Source organism: Herbiconiux liangxiaofengii, from assembly GCF_041927335.1.
Taxonomy (GTDB): domain Bacteria; phylum Actinomycetota; class Actinomycetes; order Actinomycetales; family Microbacteriaceae; genus Herbiconiux; species Herbiconiux liangxiaofengii.
Window position 1 is genome coordinate 1 of sequence record NZ_JBHFHD010000011.1, and the last position, 18,995, is coordinate 18,995.

The 18,995-nt window shown below is 69.3% G+C and carries 16 protein-coding genes; 13 read left to right on the forward strand and 3 right to left on the reverse strand.

The window, feature by feature from the left end; genetic code table 11:
- Together ACEXOR_RS12085 and glpK are read left to right on the forward strand one after the other, a co-directional pair.
- Positions 1-256 (forward strand): aquaporin (locus ACEXOR_RS12085; RefSeq protein WP_374849893.1); only part of this gene is annotated, 256 nt, incomplete at its 5' end.
- 54 nt (positions 257-310) lie between these two features.
- A complete protein-coding gene (gene glpK, locus ACEXOR_RS12090; protein ID WP_374849904.1) occupies positions 311-1,840 on the forward strand; it encodes a glycerol kinase GlpK in 1,530 nt (509 codons plus the stop codon).
- A 105-nt stretch (positions 1,841-1,945) separates the two neighbouring features.
- Here glpK and ACEXOR_RS12095 read toward each other — a convergent pair whose 3' ends face one another.
- Positions 1,946-4,624, reverse strand: a complete 2,679-nt coding sequence (locus ACEXOR_RS12095) for a bifunctional FO biosynthesis protein CofGH (protein WP_374849905.1) — start codon at positions 4,622-4,624, stop codon at positions 1,946-1,948.
- 180 nt (positions 4,625-4,804) lie between these two features.
- Between ACEXOR_RS12095 and guaD the strand changes: the two genes are divergently transcribed.
- From guaD to ACEXOR_RS12110, 3 genes are read left to right on the forward strand one after another with little or no spacing between them, the layout of a single operon-like run.
- The gene (gene guaD / locus ACEXOR_RS12100; protein WP_374849906.1) at positions 4,805-6,199 is read left to right on the forward strand and encodes a guanine deaminase; all 1,395 of its coding nucleotides are present in this window, start codon (positions 4,805-4,807) and stop codon (positions 6,197-6,199) included.
- A gap of 7 nt (positions 6,200-6,206) precedes the next feature.
- Positions 6,207-7,157: an antibiotic biosynthesis monooxygenase gene (locus ACEXOR_RS12105; protein WP_374849907.1), complete on the forward strand. Its 951-nt coding sequence runs from the start codon at positions 6,207-6,209 to the stop codon at positions 7,155-7,157.
- Positions 7,158-7,167: 10 nt separating this feature from the next.
- On the forward strand, positions 7,168-7,629 hold the full coding sequence (locus ACEXOR_RS12110; protein ID WP_374849908.1) for a VOC family protein: 462 nt from the start codon (positions 7,168-7,170) through the stop codon (positions 7,627-7,629).
- Positions 7,630-7,709: 80 nt separating this feature from the next.
- Here the strand turns inward: ACEXOR_RS12110 and cofD are convergent, their stop codons facing one another.
- Entirely contained in the window at positions 7,710-8,699 is a 990-nt protein-coding gene (gene cofD / locus ACEXOR_RS12115; RefSeq protein ID WP_374849909.1) for a 2-phospho-L-lactate transferase, read from the reverse strand.
- Between the two features lie 113 nt (positions 8,700-8,812).
- Positions 8,813-10,192, reverse strand: coding sequence for an aminotransferase class I/II-fold pyridoxal phosphate-dependent enzyme (locus ACEXOR_RS12120; protein WP_374849910.1), 1,380 nt, complete (start codon positions 10,190-10,192; stop codon positions 8,813-8,815).
- A 164-nt stretch (positions 10,193-10,356) separates the two neighbouring features.
- On the opposite strand from ACEXOR_RS12120, the gene ACEXOR_RS12125 reads away from it, so the two are divergent.
- From ACEXOR_RS12125 to ACEXOR_RS12160, 8 genes are all read left to right on the forward strand, one after another.
- Positions 10,357-11,205, forward strand: coding sequence for a nitrilase-related carbon-nitrogen hydrolase (locus tag ACEXOR_RS12125; protein WP_374849911.1), 849 nt, complete (start codon positions 10,357-10,359; stop codon positions 11,203-11,205).
- Positions 11,206-11,222: 17 nt separating this feature from the next.
- Positions 11,223-12,656: a dihydropyrimidinase gene (gene hydA / locus ACEXOR_RS12130; protein ID WP_374849912.1), complete on the forward strand. Its 1,434-nt coding sequence runs from the start codon at positions 11,223-11,225 to the stop codon at positions 12,654-12,656.
- A 22-nt stretch (positions 12,657-12,678) separates the two neighbouring features.
- Positions 12,679-13,695 carry a TIGR03842 family LLM class F420-dependent oxidoreductase gene (locus ACEXOR_RS12135; protein WP_374849913.1) on the forward strand — a complete coding sequence of 339 codons (1,017 nt, stop codon included), beginning with the start codon at positions 12,679-12,681 and terminating at the stop codon, positions 13,693-13,695.
- Positions 13,692-14,612: an ABC transporter permease gene (locus ACEXOR_RS12140; RefSeq protein WP_374849914.1), complete on the forward strand. Its 921-nt coding sequence runs from the start codon at positions 13,692-13,694 to the stop codon at positions 14,610-14,612. The genes ACEXOR_RS12135 and ACEXOR_RS12140 overlap by 4 nt, the downstream gene beginning before the upstream one ends.
- Positions 14,609-15,460 (forward strand): ABC transporter ATP-binding protein, encoded by an 852-nt coding sequence (locus ACEXOR_RS12145; RefSeq protein WP_374849915.1) that lies wholly within the window; start codon positions 14,609-14,611, stop codon positions 15,458-15,460. The genes ACEXOR_RS12140 and ACEXOR_RS12145 overlap by 4 nt, the downstream gene beginning before the upstream one ends.
- Complete coding sequence (locus ACEXOR_RS12150; protein ID WP_374849916.1) at positions 15,457-16,230, forward strand: ABC transporter permease; 774 nt, start codon at positions 15,457-15,459, stop codon at positions 16,228-16,230. The genes ACEXOR_RS12145 and ACEXOR_RS12150 overlap by 4 nt, the downstream gene beginning before the upstream one ends.
- Positions 16,231-16,333: 103 nt before the next feature.
- The gene (locus tag ACEXOR_RS12155; RefSeq protein ID WP_374849917.1) at positions 16,334-17,500 is read left to right on the forward strand and encodes an ABC transporter substrate-binding protein; all 1,167 of its coding nucleotides are present in this window, start codon (positions 16,334-16,336) and stop codon (positions 17,498-17,500) included.
- 111 nt (positions 17,501-17,611) lie between these two features.
- Positions 17,612-18,949 (forward strand): aspartate aminotransferase family protein, encoded by a 1,338-nt coding sequence (locus ACEXOR_RS12160; RefSeq protein ID WP_374849918.1) that lies wholly within the window; start codon positions 17,612-17,614, stop codon positions 18,947-18,949.
- Positions 18,950-18,995: the final 46 nt, after the last annotated feature.

Genomic DNA, 18,995 nt, shown 5'->3' on the forward strand with positions numbered 1-18,995 from the left:
TGGCGGCCTGGCCGCGCTGGGTGCTCTGCCGGTGGCGCTGCTGGTGATCGGTATCGGTGCGTCGCTGGGTGGCCCGACGGGGTACGCGATCAACCCGGCCCGTGACCTCGGCCCGCGCATCGCGCACGCCCTGCTGCCGATCAAGGGCAAGGGCACGTCGGACTGGTCGTACTCCTGGGTTCCCGTCGTGGGCCCGATCATCGGCGGCGTTCTCGCGGGCCTTCTCGCCATCCCGCTGCTCCCCATCCTCACCTGAGCGCACCCCGCGCATCCGTTCTCGAATAAATAGATTCCAACGAAGGAGTTAGAAGTGTCCGAACAGAAGTACGTCCTGGCCATCGACCAGGGAACCACCAGCTCGCGAGCCATCATCTTCGACCACAAGGGCACCATCGTGTCGACCGGTCAGAAGGAGCACGAGCAGATCTTCCCGAAGGCGGGCTGGGTCGAGCACGACCCGATGGAGATCTGGGCGAACGTGCGCGAGGTCATCGGTCAGGCCCTCTCGAAGGCCGACCTGACGCGCCACGACATCGCCGCCGTGGGCATCACCAACCAGCGCGAGACCGCGGTGGTGTGGAACAAGAACACCGGCAAGCCCGTGTACAACGCCATCGTGTGGCAGGACACGCGCACCCAGTCGATCGTCGACCGCCTCGCCGCGGGTGACGAGAAGGGCGTGGAGCGTTTCAAGGAGATCGTGGGCCTGCCGCTCGCGACCTACTTCTCGGGCACCAAGATCGTCTGGATCCTGGAGAACGTCGAGGGCGCCCGTGAGGCCGCCGAGGCCGGCGACCTCATGTTCGGCACCACCGACAGCTGGGTGCTCTGGAACCTGACCGGCGGAACCGACGGAGGCGTGCACGTCACCGACGTGACCAACGCCTCGCGCACGCTCTTCATGGACCTCGAGACGCTGCAGTGGCGCGACGACATCCTCGAGGCGTTCGGCGTGCCGAAGTCGATGCTGCCCGAGATCAAGTCCTCCTCGGAGGTCTACGGCACGGTCGAGTCGTCGAACCTGCTGCGCGAGGTGCCGATCGCCGGCATCCTGGGCGACCAGCAGGCGGCCACCTTCGGTCAGGCGGCGTTCGACGCCGGCGAGTCGAAGAACACCTACGGCACGGGCAACTTCCTGATCTTCAACACCGACACCGAGATCGTGCACTCCAAGAACGGGCTGCTCACGACCCTCGGCTACAAGCTCGGCGACCAGCCCGCGCACTACGCGCTCGAAGGGTCGATCGCCGTGACGGGCTCGCTCATCCAGTGGCTGCGCGACAGTCTCGGCATCATCTCTTCCGCACCCGAAGTGGAAGAGCTGGCCAAGACGGTCGAGGACAACGGCGGCGCCTACTTCGTGCCCGCGTTCTCGGGTCTGTTCGCGCCCTACTGGCGGTCGGATGCGCGCGGTGCGCTGGTGGGCCTCACCCGCTACGTGAACAAGGGCCACATCGCCCGCGCGGCACTGGAGGCCACGGCCTTCCAGACCCGCGAGGTGCTCGACGCGGTCAACGCCGACTCGGGCGTCGACCTCACCGAGCTCAAGGTCGACGGGGGCATGATCGCGAACAACACGCTCATGCAGTTCCAGGCCGACATCCTCGGCGTGCCCGTCATCCGCCCGGTGGTCGCCGAGACCACCGCGTTGGGTGCCGCCTACGCGGCCGGCCTCGCGGTGGGCTTCTGGGCGAACCTCGACGAGCTGCGCGCCAACTGGCAGGAGGACTCCCGCTGGGAGCCGAAGATGGACGACGCCGAGCGCGAGCGCCAGCTGCGCAACTGGAAGAAGGCCGTCACGAAGACCCTCGACTGGGTCGACGCCGACACCCAGGAGTAACTCCCACCCCGCCCGCTACACCAGATCCGTCACTTTCGGCCCTTCCGCGAGGGAAATAGGGCCGAAAGTGACGGATCTGGTGTGTGTGGGGTGGGCGGGGCCGAATCAGTTCGGCAGCACGGTGAGCAGCGAACGGCCCGTGGCCGCGAAGCCCCGCGACGCGAACTCCCGCGCCACAGCCACGCGCTCCGCGCTGGGCCGCCCGTACGTCGTGGTGCGCTGGACCGGCACCCGCCCGATCGCGCGGATCATGCCCTCGAGGTCGTCGACCGTCTTCTCCGAGCCGTTGTCGGCCCCCGCCATGCGGCTGATGGTCTCCTCCATCAGGGTGCCGCCGAGGTCGTCGGCACCGCCCCGCAGCATCTGCTGCGTGCCGCCTTCGCCGAGCTTCACCCACGAGGTCTGCACGTGGTCGATGCGCCCGTGCAGCATCAGCCGCGACACCGCGTGGATGGCCCGGTTCTCCTGCCGGGTCGGCCCCGGCCGGGCCACGCCGGCCAGGTACACGGGCGCGTTCATGTGGATGAAGGGCAGCAGCACGAACTCCGTGAACCCGCCCGTCTCATCCTGCAGCCGTGCCAGCGTGCGCAGGTGCCCCACCCAGTGCGAGGGGTTGTCGACGTGTCCGTACATCATGGTCGACGACGAGCGCAGCCCCACCTGATGGGCCGTGGTGACGATCTCGATCCAGGCCGCGGCCGGCAGCTTGCCCTTGGTGAGCACCCAGCGCACGTCGTCGTCGAGGATCTCGGCGGCCGTGCCGGGGATGGTGTCGAGCCCGGCCTCCTTCGCCGCCGTGAGAAAGTCGCGGTACGACAGCCCCGTGCGCGACGCTCCGTTCACGATCTCCATCGGGCTGAACGCGTGCAGGTGGATGTCGGGCTGACGCTGCTTCACCGTGCGCGCCAGATCGAAGTAGGCCGTGCCGGGCAGGTCGGGGTGGATGCCGCCCTGCATGCAGATCTCGGTCGCCCCGATCGACCAGGCCTCGTCGACGCGGTCGCCCACCTGCTCCATCGACAGCGTGTAGGCATCCGCGTCGGTGCGCCGCTGGGCGAACGCGCAGAACCGGCAGCCGGTGTAGCAGACGTTGGTGAAGTTCACGTTGCGGTTCACCACGAAGCCCACCTCGTCGCCCACCGCGGCGCGCCGCACGTCGTCGGCGAGCGCGGCGAGCGCCTCGAGGTCGGGTCCGTCGGCGCTGAGCAGCGTGAGGTAGTCGCCGTCGCTCAGGCCGGCCGGGTTCTCGGCAGCCCTGGCGAGTGCGGCGCGCACCGCGGGGTCTCCGGATGCCCGCACCGACCCGCCCTCGTTCGCCCCCACGTGCTCGCGCAGCTCGGCCCAGTCGCCGTAGACGTCCTCGAAGTCGCTCCGCCGGTCGCCCGTGCGCCCCACCGTGTCGATCTCGGTGTGCAGCTCGGTGCGGCCGCTGGACGAGGAGCCCCATTCGGGCTCCTGCCAGGGCAGGCCCGTGGGCACGCGGCCCTCCACGGCGAGGCCGTCGGCATCCGCCAGCGCTCGCACGTGCGGGAGCACCCGGGGGTCGATCCACGGTTCCTCGGCGCGCACGAAATGCGGATGCGCGGTGAGCCGCTCGAGCAGCGTGAAGCCGGCGTCGGCCGTCAGCCGGGCCAGGTCGTCGATCTGCGGCCAGGGTCGCTCGGGGTTCACGTGGTCGGGCGTGAGCGGCGAGACGCCGCCCCAGTCGTCGATGCCCGCGCGCACGAGGAGCGCCAGCTCGCGGGCGTCCGTGAGGTTGGGCGGAGCCTGCAACCGCGCCTTCGGGCCGAGCACGAGGCGGGCCACGGCCACGGCGGCCACGTACTCCTGGGTCTCGAGGTCGTCGGCCGCCATCATGGCGGTGGCCGGCTTCGCCCGGAAGTTCTGGATGATGACCTCCTGCACGTGACCGTGCCGGCGGGCCGCCGAGCGGATGGAGAACAGGCCGTCGACCCGCTCGGCGTAGTTCTCGCCGATGCCGAGCAGGAGGCCCGTGGTGAACGGCACGTTCGACCGGCCGGCATCCTCGATCACGCGCAGGCGCAGCACCGGGTCTTTGTCGGGGGAGCCGTAGTGCGGCCCGCCCTTCTCCGACCACAGGCGGGTGGCGGTGGTCTCGAGCATCATGCCCATCGAGGGGGCCACCGGCTTCAGCCGCTGGATCTCCTCCCAGGTCATGACACCCGGGTTCAGGTGGGGGAGCAGGCCTGTCTCTTCGAGCACCAGGATGGCGACCGAGCGCAGGTAGGCGATGGTGGAGTCGTAACCGCGGGCGTCGAGCCACTCCCGGGCGGCGGGCCAGCGGTCCTCCGGGCGGTCGCCGAGGGTGAACAGGGCCTCCTTGCAACCGAGGGCCGCGCCCTGGCGGGCGATCTCGAGCACCTCGTCGGGCGAGAGGAACGGGGCCTTGCCCTGCTTCGCCAGGCCGCCGGGGGTCTCGACGAAGGTGCAGTAGTGGCAGCGGTCGCGGCAGAGGTGGGTGAGGGGGATGAAGACCTTGCGCGAGTACGTGATCACCCCGGGCCGACCCGCGATCTCGAGTCCGGCGTCGCGCACGCGGGAGGCGGCGTCGAGCAGGCGCTCGAGGTCGTCACCGCGGGCGTGCAGCAGGGTCTCGGCCTCGGTGGCGTCGAGCGAGACGCCGGTCTCGGCGCGCTTGAGCGCCCGGCGGATGGCGGAGGCGTTCGGCACGAACGTCTGCAGCACCGGCTCGGCCGGTTCCACGGTGCGACGGCCGGTGGCCCGCACGGGGGTGGAGGTGGGGAACGGGAGGTCTTCGGGCATGGGGATCCTCGTGAGTATCGAGAGCGATAAGAAGACGAGAGCCCAAAGCCAGACCCAGAACCTGAATGGCACCAGCCTACCCCCGGCGCTCGCGGCCCCGTGCCGTTGCCCCCTGTACTGGAGCACGCGGCCGTCGGAGCCCTGTGCGAGCATGGGCAGACCACCACGATTGGGGATCTCTTGGCTACGACAGCTGTGCGCGGAACGTTTCTCGACTTCATCGACGACCCGTACCGCCACGTCGGTGACGAAGCGGCCGCGACCCGGTTCGAGGCCGACGGCCTACTGGTCGTCGACGACGGGATCATCGTCGACTTCGGTGCCTACGACACCGTGGCGCCACGCCACCCGGGGGTCGAGATCACCGAGATCCGCGACCGCATCATCCTGCCGGGCTTCATCGACGGCCACATCCACCTCCCGCAGACCAGGGTGCTCGGTGCCTACGGCGAGCAGCTGCTGCCGTGGCTGCAGAAGTGGGTCTTCCCCGAGGAGCACAAGTACTCCGAGCGGTCGTACGCCGAGGAGGGCACGAAGCACTTCTTCGACAACCTGCTCGCATCCGGAACCACCACCGCGCAGGCGTTCACCACCGGCGACCTCACCTGCAACGAGGTGTTCTTCGAGGAGGCGACGCGCCGCAACATGCGCATGATCGGCGGCCTCACCGGCATCGACACGCACGTGCCCGACTACTTCGCCAACACCCCCGAGCAGTTCTACGCCGACAGCACCACGCTGATCGAGAAGTGGCACGGCGTGGGCCGCAACCTCTACGCCATCACTCCCCGGTTCGCCTTCGGCGCCTCGCACGAGCTGATGGAGGTCTGCCGCCGCCTGAAGGAGGAGCACCCCGACCTGTGGGTGAACACCCACATCTCCGAGAACCCGGCCGAGATCCACGGTGTGCTCGCCCTGCACGACGACTGCACCGACTACCTCGGCGTGTACGAGAAGTACGGGCTGGTGGGCCCGAAGTTCACCGGTGGCCACGGGGTGTGGCTGTCGAACAGCGAGTTCCGGCGCTTCGCCGAGTCGGGCGCCTCGGTGGCGTTCTGCCCGTCGTCGAACCTCTACCTCGGCTCCGGACTGTTCCGCCTCGGGCGGGCGCTCGACCCCGAGCACCGTGTGCTCGTGTCGTACGGCACCGACATGGGTGGCGGCAACCGGTTCAGCCTGCTCAACACGCTGGAAGACGGCTACAAGGTGGGCATGCTGAACAACACCATCCTCGACGGCAGCATCGTGCCGAGCGACCAAGACCTCGCGGAGTCGGAACGCAACAAGCTCTCGCCGCTGCGGGCGTTCTACTCGATCACCCGCGGGGGAGCCGAGGCGCTCTACATCGACGACCTCGTCGGCACCTTCGACATCGGCATGGAGGCCGACTTCGTGGCCCTGGACTGGACGGCGGGCCCCCCGGCCACCGCCTGGCACCAGAGCCTCACCCACACCGAGGGCCCGCTCACCCTCGAGGTCGCCGCCGACCTGCTCTTCGGCATCATGATGGTGGGCGACGAGCGCGCGGTCGACCAGACCTGGGTGGCCGGCCGCCTCGCCTACCAGAAGGCCTGAGCCGGCCATGGCCACCGGCGCCGTCACCCTGGTGGTGCACCGACGACTCGCCGAGCGCGACTACGGCGACTACGCCGCCTGGCAGCGCCGGGTGGCTGCGCGCGTGGCCGAGTGGCCGGGCTTCCTCGAGCGCGAGGTGATCGCGCCGAATCCGCCGCTGCAGGTCGACTGGGTCACGGTGCAGCGCTTCCGCGACGTGGGGTCGGCGCGGGGCTGGCTGCAGAGCGCCGAGCGCAAGAACCTGATCGACGAGATCGGCGACCGGTTCGTGGGCAACGACGACGTGCACCTCGTCAGCGATGACTCGCCGCATCCGGCCGAGGCCGCCTCGGTGCTCATCTCGAGTCGCGTTCCACCGCACGACGAGGCGCGGTTCCTCGAGTGGCAGCGCGAGATCTCCACAGTCGAGTCGCGCTTCGACGGCTTCCTCGGCCACAAGGTCGAGCGGCCGGTGCCGGGGGTGCAGGAGGACTGGGTGGTGGTGCTCAGCTTCGACAGCGACGAGCACCTCCAGGCGTGGCTGGACTCCCCCGAGCGGGCGGCGCTCCTGGCCGAGGGGGCGGCCTACAACGAACAGCTGCGGCTGACGCGGTCCAGCTACGGGTTCGGGTTCTGGTCGAAGCGGGCTCCGGATGCCCTTCCCGACCCGGTCTTCAAGAGCAACCTGCTGGTGCTGCTCATGCTGTACCCCATCGTCTTCCTCTGGGGCTACTTCATCGCCGATCCGCTCTTCGCCGACCACGGAGTGCCGTTCTGGTTGTCGCTGTTCATCGGCAACGTGGTGTCGACGCAGCTGCTCGGCTGGTTCTTCGTGCCCTGGGCGTTCCGGATGTTCTCCTGGTGGGTCAAGCGCGGCATCCCGGTGAAGACGCACGTGCTCGGCTACGGGATCGTGCTGGCGGTCTACGCGCTGTCGATGGCGCTCTACGCCTGGCTCCTGGCCCTGAGGGGCGCGTAGGCTGCCCGGCATGGACGTCGACGTGCACAGCGAAACGGGAGGCGACATCCGGCTGCGGCAGGTCGTGCTCGACACCGAGGACGCCCGCGGGCTCGCCGCGTTCTACGTCGAGCTGGTGGGCGGGCACTACCGGCCGGGAGACGAGCCACCGGCCGACGGCTCGCACGACGACGCCGAGTGGGTGGCGCTGCGCACCCCCGAGGGCGTTCGCATCGCCTTCCAGCGGGTGCCCGAGCTGCCGCGCGTCACCTGGCCCGAGGGCGCGGTGCGGCAGCAGCTGCACCTCGACTTCATGGTTCCGGATGCCGCGGCCCTCGAGCGCCATCGTGAGAGGGCGGTGTCGCTGGGCGCCGTGGTGATCGACGACCAGTCGGCCGACCCGGAGGAGGCGCTGTACGTGTTCGCCGATCCGGCGGGGCACCCGTTCTGCATCTTCGTGGCGCCCGACTACGCGGCCGATCTGGACTGGTAGCCAGCCAGCCAGTCAGGTTGCTGCCGCCGGAGGGCGCCCGATCCGGCCCGCCTCCGCGCCCCCTCGGGAGGCGTTACCGCTCAGCGGCGCGCGGCCGCCAGCGCGTCGGCGGCGAGCTGAGCGCTCGTCGAGGGGTCGCTCATCCACAGCGGCACCACCGAGGTGCGGATGCCGGCCGCCTCGATCACCGGGGCGCTCGCCGCATCCGTCTCGTCGATCAGCCAGGCGTCGAGCACCCCGCCGCGCGAGCGGGCGCCGTAGTGCTTGGCCACGGCGGCGGCCGTCGTCTCGACGCCGATGGCGGTGAGGCAGGCGTCGGCCATGCCGCGCACGGCGGCCCCCGCGATGATGGGCGACACACCCACGATCGGGGCACGGGCGTCGTGCAGCGCGGCGCGGAGGCCGTTCACGCCGAGGATGGTGCCGATCGACACCACGGGGTTCGACGGCGCCACGAGGATGACGTCGGCCTGCGCGATGGCCTGAAGCACCTGGGGGGTCGGCTTCGCGACATCCACGCCCACCTGGATGAAACGCTGGGCGGGCACCGAGGCGCGGTGCTTCACCCACCACTCCTCGAAGTGCACGATGCGGCGCTTGCCGTCGACGATGATCTCGACGTGGGTCTCGATGGGCTGGTCGCTCATCGGCAGCAGCCGCACACCGGGGTTCCAGCGTTCGGCGAGCCGCGCGGTGGCCTCGGTGAGGGTGAGCCCGTCGCGCAGGAAGCTCGACCGGGCGATGTGGGTGCCGAGGTCGAGGTCGCCGAGGGTGAACCAGGGCCAGCCGACGCCATAGGCGGTGAGTTCGGCGCTGACGCGCTCGCTCTCGCCCTTCCGGCCCCAGCCGCGCTCGTCGTCGTTGGCGCCGCCGAGGGTGTACATGATGGAGTCGAGGTCGGGGCAGACGCGCAGGCCCGTGAGCCACATGTCGTCACCCGTGTTCACCACGGCGGTGATCTCGGCGGATGAGCCGCCGTCGCCGTTGGGGTACGCCTTCCTGAGCTGCGTGCGCAGCCCCCTCAGGAACCGCGCACCTCCGACACCGCCTGCGAGAACCGTCACCTTCACAGCCCCATTCAAGCACCGGAGACGACGGAGTCTCGGCCGTCATCGGGCGAACGACGGATGCGGAGCCCGCTCCGAGCCCGAATCTCCGTCGTTCCGGGCCGGTGCGACACGGGCTACTCGGCGCGGGCGGCGGCGGCCAGGAGGGTCGCCACCTGGTCGAAGTCGTCGACGACGCGGCCCGCCGTGACGCGCACGAACTGCGGTGCCGGCGCATCCGGAATCGCAGCGATGCCCGGGGGAGGCGCTGGCGGTGCGGTGCTCGCCACGAACGACGAGCCGGCCGCCACCCGGATGCCGCTCGCCGCGAGCGTGAGGATGGCCGCCTTCTCGTCGGCCACCCCGATCCAGGTGTTGATGCCGTCGGAGGGTGTGTGCGGCACCCCCTGCCGCACCAGGGCCTCGGAGAGAAGCCGCTGCCGGGCCTGGTAGATGCGGCGGGCGTCGTGCACGGTGTCGAGCGAGGTACGGGCTGTGAGCAGCTCGTAGAGGATCGTCTGCAGCATCCGCGACGTCCAGCCCGGGCCGAGCAGACGTCGCGCCACGATACGGTCGATCAGGGGCTCGGGGCCGCCGAGCGCAGCGATCCGCAGATCGGGCCCGTGCGACTTCGCGAAGCTCCGCACGTGCAGGGTGCGCTGCGGCAGCCAAGCGCCGAGGCTGTGCGCGGGGCTCGACGAGATCTCGCCCGAATGGTCGTCCTCGATCACCACGGGGTCGCACACGTGGTCGTGCGCCCGCAGCACCCGGGCGAGCTCCCTGGCTCGCGCCGCCGACATCGACACGCCCGTGGGGTTGTGCGCCCGCGGTTGCAGGATGACGGCCACCGGACCCTGCCCGAGCGCCGTCGCGAGCGCGCCCGGCAGCATCCCCTCGTCGTCGACGTCGACGGCGATGCGCTCGGCCCCGAAGTGGTCGAGCAGATCGAGGAAGGGCGGGAAGGTGGGGTTCTCCACCACCACCCGGTCGCCGAACCGCACCAGTGTCTCGAGGGCGCGGGAGATCGCATCCAGGGCCCCGTCGACGATCGTGAGCGAGGCGACCGGATAGGGCCAGGAGGCCCGTAGGTGCTTCTCGAGGCCCGGCAGCACCGGAGAGCTGAGGTAGCTGGCGGTGTCGGCCCGGGTGGGCACGGTGCGCAGTGCGGCCGAGAGGTCGGGCAGCAGCTCGGGGTCGGGGGTGCCGGTGGAGAGGTCGAGCCGCGCGGTCACGTGCGATCCGGCGAGCTCGCCGAAGTGCGGCGGCATCCAGGTGGTGGCTGCCTGCAGCACGTAGCTGCCGGCCCGACCGCGCGAGGTGATCAGGCCCACGCCCGACAGGGCCTGCCAGGCGCTCGACACGGTGGCCGGGCTGACGCCCAGCACCGAGGCCACGTCGCGCACGGTGGGCAGACGGACGCCTGCCCCGAGTTCGCCCGAGCGGATGAGCCGCGAGATGGCCGCGGCGATGCCCTCCGGAGTGCGGTGCTCCACCGCGTCGACGATCCGTTCGAGCATGCTGCTCCGGCTTCTTGGTGCGTCGGCCCGGATTCTGAGTCCGGGACTCTTGACATATTTACTCTCGCGTCACACTCTGAAACACACGAGAAATGTTCACGCCGAATAATAACAAAACCGGCGCTGCGATCTGGCACACCGGTGTGTTGGGAGAGGAACTGTACATGACGACCATCCGAGCGGCGATCACCCAGACCACCTGGACCGGCGACAAGGAGTCGATGCTCGACAAGCACGAGGGCTTCATGCGCGCCGCTGCCGAGCAGGGCGCGCAGGTCATCTGCTTCCAGGAGCTGTTCTACGGGCCGTACTTCGGCATCACGCAGGACAAGAAGTACTACCGCTACGCCGAGCCGGCCGACGGCCCGATCGTGCAGCGCTTCCAGGCGCTCGCGAAGGAGCTGAACATGGTGGCGATCCTCCCGATCTACGAGGAGGAGCAGACCGGCGTCTACTACAACACCGCCGTGGTGGTGGATGCCGACGGCTCGATCGTGGGCAAGTACCGCAAGCACCACATCCCGCACCTCGAGAGCTTCTACGAGAAGTTCTACTTCCGCCCCGGCAACCTCGGCTACCCCGTGTTCGACACGGCCGTCGGCAAGGTGGGCGTGCACATCTGCTACGACCGCCACTTCCCCGAGGGCTGGCGCGAGCTCGGCCTGAACGGCGCCCAGATGGTGTTCAACCCCAACGCCTCCAAGCCCGGCCTGTCGAACCGCCTCTGGGAGCTCGAGGGCCCCGCCGCGGCCGGCGCCAACCAGTACTTCGTGCTCGTGCCCAACCGGGTCGGTAAAGAAGACAACGAGTACGGCGACCTCGCCGTCGACTTCTACGGCACCTCCTACGTGGTCGACCCGCGCGGCAACTACGTGGGCGACCTCGGCTCCAGCGAGCACGAGGAGATCCTCATCCGCGACCTCGATCTCGACGCGATCCGCGACACCCGCGACGACTGGCAGTTCTACCGTGACCGCCGGCCGGATGCCTACGGCGAGATCGTGGCGCCGTAAGGCGAGGGGCGCGCGTCATGAAGACTCTCATCAAGGGCGGCACCGTCGTCAACGCCACCGGAACCGCGACGGCCGACGTGCTGATCGACGGCGACACCATCGCGGCCGTGCTCGCCCCGGGCAGCACGCTGCTGGGCTTCGACGTCGAGGGCCACGTCGACGAGGTGGTCGACGCCACCGGCAAGTACGTCATCCCGGGCGGCATCGATGCGCACACGCACATGCAGATGCCGTTCGGCGGCACCGAGGCCAGCGATACCTTCGAGACCGGGACTCGCGCGGCCGCCCATGGCGGCACGACGAGCATCATCGACTTCGTGGTGCAGTACGCGGGCGAGAACATCCTCGACCAGTACAACCTGTGGCAGGAGAAGGCCGCCGGGCAGTGCGCGGTCGACTACGGCTTCCACCAGATCCTCTCGGATGTGCAGGACAGCTCGCTCACCGCGATGGACGAGCTGATCAACGAGGGCGTCACCAGCTTCAAGTTGTTCATGGCCTACAAGGGCGTCTTCCTCAGCGACGACGGTCAGATCGTGAAGGCGATGCAGCGGGCGAGCGACAACGGCTCGCTCATCATGATGCATGCCGAGAACGGCTCGGTGATCGACCTGCTGGTCAAGCAGCACCTCGAGCGCGGCGAGACCACCCCGTACTACCACGGTGTCTCCCGCCCGTGGCAGGCCGAGGAGGAGGCCACGCACCGCGCCATCATGCTCGCCAACCTCACGGGCGCGCCGCTGTACATCGTGCACGTGAGCGCCAAGCAGGCCGTGGAGCAGATCGCCGCGGCCCGCGACAACGGCCAGAACGTGTTCGCCGAGACCTGCCCGCAGTACCTCTACCTCTCGCTGGAAGACCAGCTCGGCGCCTCCAGTGAGGAGTGGGGCTCGTTCGAGGGCGCGAAGTGGGTGTGCAGCACCCCGCTGCGCTCGAAGCACGAGGGCCACCAGCACCACATGTGGCAGGGCCTGCGCACGAACGACCTGCAGGTCATCTCCACCGACCACTGCCCCTTCTGCATGAAGGGCCAGAAAGACATGGGCCTGGCCGACTTCTCGAAGATCCCGAACGGCATCGGCTCCGTCGAGCACCGGATGGACCTGATCTACCAGGGCGTGGTGATGGGCGAGATCTCGCTGCCGCGCTGGGTGGAACTCACCAGCACCACACCGGCCCGGATGTTCGGCATCCACGGCAAGAAGGGCGTCATCCAGCCCGGTGCCGACGGCGACGTGGTGATCTACGACCCGAACGGCCACACGTCGATCGGCGTGGACAAGACCCACCACATGAACATGGACTACTCCGCCTGGGAGGGCTTCGAGATCGACGGCCACGTCGACACGGTCTGGTCGCGCGGTCGCAAGATCGTCGACTCGAACGAGTACCTCGGACGCAAGGGCGACGGCGCTTACTTCAAGCGCGGCCTCAGCCAGTACCTGATCTGAACGTTAGAGAGACACATACAGCATGGATTTCGGCGCGGTCGTCCAGACCAATCCCCCCGCAGCCCGCACCGTCGGCCTCGCCAAACTCAGCGAGCAGTACGGCTTCGACTACTTCTGGACCTTCGACTCCCACCTGCTCTGGCAGGAGCCGTACGTCATCTACAGCCAGATCCTGGCGGAGACCAACAAGATCAAGGTCGGCCCGATGGTCACGAACCCGGCCACGCGTGACTGGACGGTGACCGCATCCGTCTACGCCACGCTGAACGAGATGTACGGCAACCGCACCATCTGCGGCATCGGCCGTGGTGACTCGGCGGTGCGCGTCACCAACGGCGCCCCCACCACGCTGAAGACCCTGCGGGAGTCGATCCACGTCATCCGTGAGCTCGCTAACTCGCGCTCGGTCGAGTACAACGGCGCCACCCTGCAGTTCCCGTGGAGCAAGGGTTCCACCCTCGACATGTGGGTGGCCGCCTACGGTCCGCTGGCGCTCAAGCTCACCGGCGAGGTGGGCGACGGGTTCATCCTGCAGTGCGGCGACATCGACATCGCCAAGTGGATGATCGCCACCGTGCGGAAGGCCGCCGAGGACGTGGGCCGCGACCCGGACGAGATCGCGTTCTGCGTCGCCGCTCCGATGTACATCGGCACCGACTGGGAGCACATGCGCGACCAGTGCCGCTGGTTCGGCGGCATGGTGGGCAACCACGTGGCCGACATCGTGGCGAAGTACGGCGAGAACGGTGCTGTTCCGGATGCGCTGACCGACTACATCAAGGGTCGCGAGGGCTACGACTACAACGAGCACGGCCGGGCGGGCAACAGCCACACCAGCTTCGTGCCCGACGACATCGTCGACCGGTTCTGCGTGCTCGGCACGGCCGAGCAGCACATCGAGAAGCTCAAGCAGTACGCCGAGATCGGCGTCACCCAGTTCGCCGGCTACCTGCAGCACGACAACAAGGAGGAGACCCTCCGCGTGTACGGCGAGACGGTGATGCCCGCCCTCCGCGAGCACATCACGGCCAAGGCATGAGCCGACGCTCCGACTCGGGGTCGCGCGGCGCGCGGCCGGATGCGGCGGCGTCGATGTGGCGCCGCGTGGCGTTCGGCGCGGGCGGCGTGCTGCTGCTCGTCCTGGTGTGGGAGCTCTACAAGGCCCTGGGGCCGGCCTCCGGCGTCGTGATCGGCGACCTCACGGTGCTGCCGCGCACGACCGACCTGGCCATGCCCCACGTGTGGGACATGATCGGCCGGCTGTTCGAGCTCTCGGGCACCGGCCGCAAGGCCGTCCCGGTCTGGCTCGCCGTGGCGCAGGCCTCCCTCTTCACCCTCGGCGTCGCCGCCGTGGGTTGGGTGGTCGGCGTGGTGGTGGGCATGCTGCTGGCGATCCTGATGCAGCGCTTCCGCACCGCGGAGTCGGCTGTGCTGCCGTGGATCGTGCTCAGCCAGACGGTTCCGCTCATCGCCATCGCGCCGCTGGTGCGACGCTGGGGTGCGCAGCTCGAGATCGGCTCCTTCACCTGGGAGAGCTGGATGTCGGTGGCCGTCATCGCCTCGTACCTCGCGTTCTTCCCGGTGTCGATCGGCGCCCTCCGCGGGCTGAACTCGCCCGACGCCATCCACGTGGAGCTCTTCCGCAGCTACGGCGCCGGGTGGTGGAAGACGCTCCGCACCCTCCGGCTGCCGGCCAGCGTGCCCTACCTGCTGCCGGCCCTCCGGCTCGCCGCCGCCAACGCCGTCATCGGCACGGTGGTGGCCGAGGTGTCGATCGGGCTCCGCGGCGGCATCGGCCGCATGATCATCGAGTTCGCCCAGCAGGCCTCGGGCGATCCCGCCAAGACCTGGGCGCCGATCTTCGGCGCCATCGCGGTGGGCCTCGTGGCCGCCGGATTCATCGCACTGCTCGGGGTTCTGCTCCGGCGCTTCCGTAGAGGGGAGGTGCCCGCATGAGCGAGGCATCCGCATCCGTCACCGCACCCGGCACCGCCCAGGCCGTCGCCGCCGTTCACGTGGCGGGGGTCGACAAGGTGTTCGCCGCCAAGCGCAAGGCGCCCGTCACCGCGCTCGACTCGATCGACCTCACGGTCGCGCCGGGGGAGTTCGTGTCGCTGATCGGCCCCTCGGGCTGCGGCAAGTCGACGCTGCTGCGGCTGATCGCCGACCTCGACACCCCGACGGCCGGTACCCTGACGGTGTTCGGCAAGACGGCGCGCCAGGCCCGGATCGACCAGGAGTACGGCATCGCGTTCCAGCAGTCGGGGCTGCTGCCCTGGCGCACGGTGGCGGGCAACATCGAGCTGCCGCTCGAACTGCACGGCGTGAAATCCGCGGGCCGCAAGGCGCGCTCGGCCGAACTGCTCGCGCTGGTGGGGCTCACCGACTTCGCCGAGAGCTACCCCGACCAGCTCTCGGGCGGCATGCAGCAGCGCGTGGCGATCGCGCGGGCGCTCGCCGAGAGCCCTCGGCTGCTGCTGATGGACGAGCCCTTCGGGGCCCTCGACGAGATGACCCGGGAACGCATGCAGACCGAGCTCGTGCGCATCTGCGGCGAGACCGGAGCGGCCGTGGTGTTCGTCACCCACTCCATCCCGGAGGCGGTGTTCCTGTCGAACCGGGTGGTCGTGATGTCGCCGCGACCCGGACGCATCCGCGACATCCTGAGCATGACGCTGCCGGGCGCGGCCGACCGCGACGAGCACCTGCGCGAGGACGAGGCGTTCTTCGAGAACGTCAGCCGCGTGCGCGAGCTGCTGCACGGCGAGGCCCCCGTGGGAATCAAGGGGGTCGAGAACCGATGAGGGCCTCCGCCGGCACGCTGCGCACCGTGCTCGCGCCGGTGCTGCTCGGTGTGGCCGCGCTCGCCCTCTGGCAGCTGCTCGTGGTGGCGTTCGACATCAAGCCGTTCATCGTGCCCGGGCCGCTGGCCATCGGCACCGAGTTCGGCGACAACATCGCCACCGTCGTGCAGGGCGCCCTCGTGACCGGCGGCAACGCCCTCGTCGGGCTCGTGATCGGCGCGGTCGTGGGCATCCTGTTCGCCATCGTCGCAGCGCTCACCCGGGTGGTCGACGAGCTCAGCGCCGGCATCGTGGCGGCGCTGGCCGTGGTGCCGATCGTGGCGCTCGCGCCCGTGCTCTACACGATGTTCGGCGCGGGGGCCGAGACGGCCCGGCAGCTCGTGGCGGCGCTCGCGGTGTTCATCCCGGTGTACATCAACACGCTGCGGGGTCTGCGGCAGGTGCGCCCGGTGCATCGCGACCTGATGCACGTGTACGCGGCATCCGCGTGGCAGATGACCCGCACGGTGACCGTGCCCGGGGCGCTGCCGTTCATCTTCACGGGCCTGCGCATCGCGTCGAGCCTGGCCGTGATCTCGGCGCTGATCGCCGAGTACTTCGGCGGGCCGGTGGGCGGTCTCGGCAAGTCGATCACCTCGGCGGCCTCGTCGTCGAACTACAACCTCGCCTGGGCCTATGTGCTCGGCGCCATCATCGTCGGTCTCGTGTTCTACTGCGTCACCCTGGGCATCGAGACCTTCGCGACGCGGCACTACAAGCCGCGCACCTGAACCACCACACCGCACCGACCCCTATCTGCACCACCCGACCGCACCAACCCACCGCACCAACCCACATCTGCACCACCCAACAGCACCACCAGAGGAGGAAGCCATGACACACAGCACTCGCTTCACGCGCTCACGACTTGCCGGAGGGGTGGCCACGCTGGCCGTCGCAGCCATCGCGCTCACCGGATGCTCGAGCGGAGGGTCGTCGGACACGGGGAGTTCCGACTCCGCCGACGGCGAGCTCACGCCGGTCTCGCTGCAGTTGCAGTGGTTCTCGCAGGCCCAGTTCGCCGGTTACTACGCCGCGCTCGACCAGGGGTACTACGAAGACGAGGGCCTCGACGTCACCATCCTCGAGGGCGCGGCCGACATCGTGCCCATCGACGTGCTCACCGGCGGTGACGCCGACTTCGCCATCTCCTGGGTGCCGAAGGTGCTCGGCTCGATCGAGCAGGGCGCGGCCGTGACCGACATCGCCCAGATCTTCGAGCGCAGCGGCACCACGCAGGTGTCGATGAAGGACAAGAACATCACCAGCCCCGCCGACCTCTCGGGCAAGACCGTGGGCAGCTGGGGTTACGGCAACGAGTGGGAGCTGTTCGCCGGCATGGACAAGGCGGGCGTGAAGCTCGCCGACATCTCGCTCGTGCAGCAGCAGTTCGACATGAACGGCTTCCTGGCCGGCGACATCGACGCGGCGCAGGCCATGACGTACAACGAGTACGCCCAGGTTCTCGAGTCGACCAACCCCGCCACCGGCGAGCTGTTCACGCCCGACGACCTCAACGTCATCGACTGGAACGACGAGGGCACGGCGATGCTGCAGGACGCCATCTGGGCCGACAGCGACCGCCTGGCCGACGACGCCGACTACGCCGACACCGCGGTGAAGTTCATCAAGGCCTCCATCAAGGGCTGGGCCTACGCCCGCGACAACGCCGAGGAGGCCGCGAAGATCGTGACCGCCTCGGGCTCGCAGCTCGGTGAGAGCCACCAGCTCTGGATGACCAACGAGGTCAACAAGCTGATCTGGCCCAGCACCTCGGGTGTCGGCACCATCAACCAGGACCAGTGGGACCAGACGGTGAAGATCGCCATGGACACCCCCAACGAGACCGGCGCCACCGTCATCTCGAAGGAGCCGCCGGCGACCGCGTTCTCGAACGAATACGTCGAGAAGGCGCTCACCGAACTGAAGGACGAAGGCGTCGACGTGATGGGCACCGACTTCACGCCCATCGACGTGACCCTCAAAGCGGGCGGCGAGTAACCACCCGCCCCTCCCCCCGGATCCGTCACTTTCCGCCCTTCCCGGCCGGTTATGGGGCGGAAAGTGACGGATCCGGTTTTCTCCACCTCGCACGAGCAAGAAAGCACCGCCATGAACCTCGATCCCGCCGACCAGCAGCTCGCCCTCGAGCTCGACCGCGCCCATGTCTTCCACTCCTGGTCGGCCCAGGGCGCACTGAAGCCGATGGTGATCGCCGGCGGGCTCGGCAGCACCGTCTGGGACTTCGAGGGCACCGAATACCTCGACTTCTCGTCGCAGCTGGTGAACACGAACATCGGGCACCAGCATCCGGCCGTCGTCGAGGCCATCAAGGCGCAGGCCGACGTGCTCACCACCGTGGCACCCGCCCACGCCAACCTCACCCGCGGTCAGGCGGCCCAGCGCATCCTCGAGAAGGCCGGCCCCGGCTTCAGCAAGGTGTTCTTCACCAACGGCGGTGCGGATGCGAACGAGAACGCGATCCGGATGGCCCGCCTCTACACCGGCCGCGACAAGGTGCTCTCGACCTACCGCTCCTACCACGGCAACACCGGCGCCGCGGTGGTCGCCACCGGCGACTGGCGCCGCGTGCCCAACGAGTACGCGCGCGGCCACGCCCACTTCTTCGGACCCTTCGCCTACCGCTCCGACTTCTGGTCGACCACGCCCGAGGAGGAGTCGGCCCGCGCGCTGCAGCACCTCGAGCGCGTGATCGTGTCGGAGGGGGCGAACTCCATCGCCGCCATCCTGATCGAGACCATCCCCGGTACCGCCGGCGTGCTGGTTCCCCCGGCCGGCTATCTCGCCGGAGTGCGCGAGCTCGCCGACCGCTTCGGCATCGTGCTGATCTTCGACGAGGTGATGGCCGGGTTCGGCCGCACCGGCTCGTGGTTCGCCTTCCAGGGGCTGGCGGATGCGGACGGCCAGGTGGTCGAGCCCGACCTGATCACCTTCGCGAAGGGCGTCAACTCGGGCTACGTGCCGGCCGGCGGCGTGATCATCAGCCCGGCCATCGCCGCGACGTTCGACGACGCCGTGTTCCCCGGCGGTCTGACGTATTCCGGGCATCCGCTCGCCATGGCCGCCATCGTCGCCACGATCGACGCGATGGAGTCGGAGGGCATCGTCGACAACGCCGCCCACATCGGACGCGACATCCTGGGCCCGGGGCTCGCCGAGCTGGCGGCGAAGCACCCCGTGATCGGTGAGGTGCGCGGCCTCGGCGTGTTCTGGGCGCTCGACCTGGTGAGCGATCCGGAGACGCGGGCACCGCTCTCGGCCGCTGGTGTGGGGGCGCTCAAGGCGAAGCTGCTCTCGCTCGGGCTGCTGCCGTTCACCGCCGACAACCGCCTGCACGTGGTGCCGCCGTGCGTGGTCACCGACGCCGAGGCCACCCGCGCGCTCGCTCTCTACGACCAGGCATTCTCCGAGCTCCCCGAGCTCGAGTAGGCCCCTCGCCGAGTTGCGCCAAATCGCCCGTTGAACGGGTCTCAGG

Excerpts from the sequence above, each read along its gene's own strand:
- ACEXOR_RS12095 (WP_374849905.1), bottom strand. The coding sequence starts at position 4,624 with ATGCCCGAAGACCTCCCGTTCCCCACCTCCACCCCCGTGCGGGCCACC.
- ACEXOR_RS12105 (WP_374849907.1), top strand. The coding sequence starts at position 6,207 with ATGGCCACCGGCGCCGTCACCCTGGTGGTGCACCGACGACTCGCCGAG.
- ACEXOR_RS12110 (WP_374849908.1), top strand. The coding sequence starts at position 7,168 with ATGGACGTCGACGTGCACAGCGAAACGGGAGGCGACATCCGGCTGCGG.
- ACEXOR_RS12120 (WP_374849910.1), bottom strand. The coding sequence starts at position 10,192 with ATGCTCGAACGGATCGTCGACGCGGTGGAGCACCGCACTCCGGAGGGC.
- ACEXOR_RS12125 (WP_374849911.1), top strand. The coding sequence starts at position 10,357 with ATGACGACCATCCGAGCGGCGATCACCCAGACCACCTGGACCGGCGAC.
- hydA (WP_374849912.1), top strand. The coding sequence starts at position 11,223 with ATGAAGACTCTCATCAAGGGCGGCACCGTCGTCAACGCCACCGGAACC.
- ACEXOR_RS12135 (WP_374849913.1), top strand. The coding sequence starts at position 12,679 with ATGGATTTCGGCGCGGTCGTCCAGACCAATCCCCCCGCAGCCCGCACC.
- ACEXOR_RS12140 (WP_374849914.1), top strand. The coding sequence starts at position 13,692 with ATGAGCCGACGCTCCGACTCGGGGTCGCGCGGCGCGCGGCCGGATGCG.
- ACEXOR_RS12145 (WP_374849915.1), top strand. The coding sequence starts at position 14,609 with ATGAGCGAGGCATCCGCATCCGTCACCGCACCCGGCACCGCCCAGGCC.
- ACEXOR_RS12150 (WP_374849916.1), top strand. The coding sequence starts at position 15,457 with ATGAGGGCCTCCGCCGGCACGCTGCGCACCGTGCTCGCGCCGGTGCTG.
- ACEXOR_RS12155 (WP_374849917.1), top strand. The coding sequence starts at position 16,334 with ATGACACACAGCACTCGCTTCACGCGCTCACGACTTGCCGGAGGGGTG.
- ACEXOR_RS12160 (WP_374849918.1), top strand. The coding sequence starts at position 17,612 with ATGAACCTCGATCCCGCCGACCAGCAGCTCGCCCTCGAGCTCGACCGC.